2 protein-coding genes are annotated in these 2387 nt (G+C 41.1%); one reads left to right on the top strand and one right to left on the bottom strand.

Annotation, left to right across the window (positions count from 1 at the left end; all coding sequences use genetic code 11):
* The first annotated feature begins 1176 nt into the window (after window positions 1–1176).
* Complete coding sequence (locus tag KGY70_13975; protein MBS3776298.1) at window positions 1177–1881, top strand: TIGR04283 family arsenosugar biosynthesis glycosyltransferase; 705 nt, start codon at window positions 1177–1179, stop codon at window positions 1879–1881.
* Between the two features lie 29 nt (window positions 1882–1910).
* On the opposite strand, the gene KGY70_13970 is transcribed toward KGY70_13975, so the two are convergent.
* Window positions 1911–2387, bottom strand: a 477-nt coding sequence (locus tag KGY70_13970) for a hypothetical protein (protein ID MBS3776297.1), incomplete at its 5' end; no start/stop codon positions are given.

The raw sequence follows: 2387 nt of genomic DNA, 5'->3' as shown, positions 1-2387 counted from the left end.
GCTACAAATTGACCATGAAACATATTATCCAAAGCCTGCATAAATCACTTTCCGATTTGCAGGAAGATGAGATTATGCCCCTGAGCGGGGAGGATTGACGACGGCACGACGGCACGACGGCACGACGGCACGAAAGAATGAAAGAGCGAGAGAACGAGGGGGCGAAAGAACGACGAAAAAAGGTGGGTGATGGAGCGAAGGAAGGGGAATAGGAGATGAACAGTTTGAAAGTTTGAGGTTTGACGGGAGTTTGACAAAGAGTTTGATGTTTGAATGTTTGAGGTTAGAAGTTGAGGGGAAATTATGAGTAGAGACAGGCCATGGCCTGTCTCAGAGGCTGCCACAAACCAGTGACTGAAAGGTAAAAACATAATAGCCCGGGGAGTAGTGAAACGGTGCCCTGTGAACCGTATTAACATTGCGGGTCAGGAACTCGCGTGCATGCATGATATGGATTATATCTATGGTTTTAGTTCCATCTCAAAAAGTACTTGACAGGCCCTCCTGCAGCAGCAGTACCCCATTGGTGACATGAGGAATGCCCTTCCACAGCAGCAAACCTCCTTTGGAGACGACAGGAGTGTATTCCTGCAACAGCAGGGACTCTTAGGTGATGGCAGGAAGATGCTTCTCCAGCAGTTGTATTTTTTATTGAAATATTTGACTAAGGATACTCTGGTAAGGTTCGTATATTGCGCTCCATGATATATTTGTGGCTTATTCAGAACCATCAGATGGAGCGCTTTGGAATCTGTTTCCTCTTAAGCCTACCATAATATCGCTCCTAACGGAGCTTGGATTCAATAATCAAACACAACCGTGCGCCGGTGGAACTGATATCATTTGAAAGATAGCAAAATAGGGATAATTTATCCATACCGTTAGCTTTTAAATTCAACAACATGGTAATTCGATGAAAATTGAAGTATAAGCATTTTTGATATCTTTTTCATGTGTTTGGGCCTGTGAATGTGTGTGATGACGAAGAAGGGGAACAATTGTTTCAAAATAAATCATAAAATTATACGCTGTTTAACATAATAAAAAAGGTGGATTTTCGCTTTAAATAAGAAATGGGTAGGTGATGGGTTTATAAAAAATAAAAATTTAGGAATAAAAAGATGTAATACCCTTATAAATTATTATAATTTAGCGGTGAAATAAAAACAGCAGTTTATGAAAATCAGCATCATCATACCGACCTATAACGAAGCCGACAATATCGGTCAGGTATTGGATTATTTGAGAGAAAACAGTGACGGGGATAATATAAAGGAGATCATTATATCGGATGGTATTAGTGAGGACAATACATTGGAGATTGCCCGTTCAAAGGGAGCTCATGTTGTGGATCAAAATAATACAGGCAGGGCCAAACAAATGAATGCAGGTGCCAAAGAGGCTGAAGGAGATATTTTTTACTTTCTGCATGCCGACAGCTATCCTCCCAAAAATTTTGACAGGGAGATCCTCCAATATGTTAACAAAGGTTACAAAGCGGGCTCATTCCGAATGAAATGGGATATGGACAACTGGTTGCTCAACTTTTTTGCATGGTGGACCCGTTTTAATCTTCAATGGTGCAGGGGAGGGGATCAGTCCTTGTATGTTGACAGGGATATTTTTGAAAAGGTGAACGGCTTCAATGAAAATTATCGCTTTCTGGAAGATTATGAGATCATTCCCCGGATAAAAAAACATACTTCCTTCAAAGTGATCCAAAAAGACATTATCACCTCAGCCCGCAAATACAGAGAGAATGGTGTGATTCGCCTTCAGATGCATGTCGCCAAAACTTATATTCTGAGAATGCTGGGTATGGATATCGATAAGGTGGCTGAAATTTATTACAGGGGCATCAGGGAAAAATTCAACCGGTAAAACGTGAAATTCAATAAAATGTTATTGGGTTATGAAATGAATAAAAAATCCTTTCCTTCTTTATATCCCCGCTGAACAAGAAAATCGTGAATCTTTGGTTTGGCATGCCATTGCCTTACGTATACAAGTATGAAATTTTTCCCGGGATCAGGTAAATCCTGATAGTAGATCACATCTTTATTAAGCTGCCTTGTTCTTTTTATGTCAATATAGGCCGATATTCTTATTCCGTAAGATTCAAGAAGTCCGGCCCGTGCCCGAGATATTCTGCTGGCACCCCAAACCAGAACTGTGGGATGGAACGGGTTGTTTTGCTCCAGCCATTGTACCAAATAATGGGTTTTGATGTGATAGAATGCCTCATCAGAGTAGTTGGGATGGTTTCTTGTCAGTCTGTTTCCATAATCATGCCACTCAAGAACCATTGTGGGAATCTTGCATATTTTCACGCCTCCATGCAACCAGCGGAGCCACAATTCATAATCTTCGGGGAAGTCTCCTGAGCG

The organism is Bacteroidales bacterium (assembly GCA_018334875.1).
Lineage (GTDB): Bacteria > Bacteroidota > Bacteroidia > Bacteroidales > UBA12077 > JAGXLC01.
This window is presented reverse-complemented; position numbering and strand designations above follow the sequence as displayed.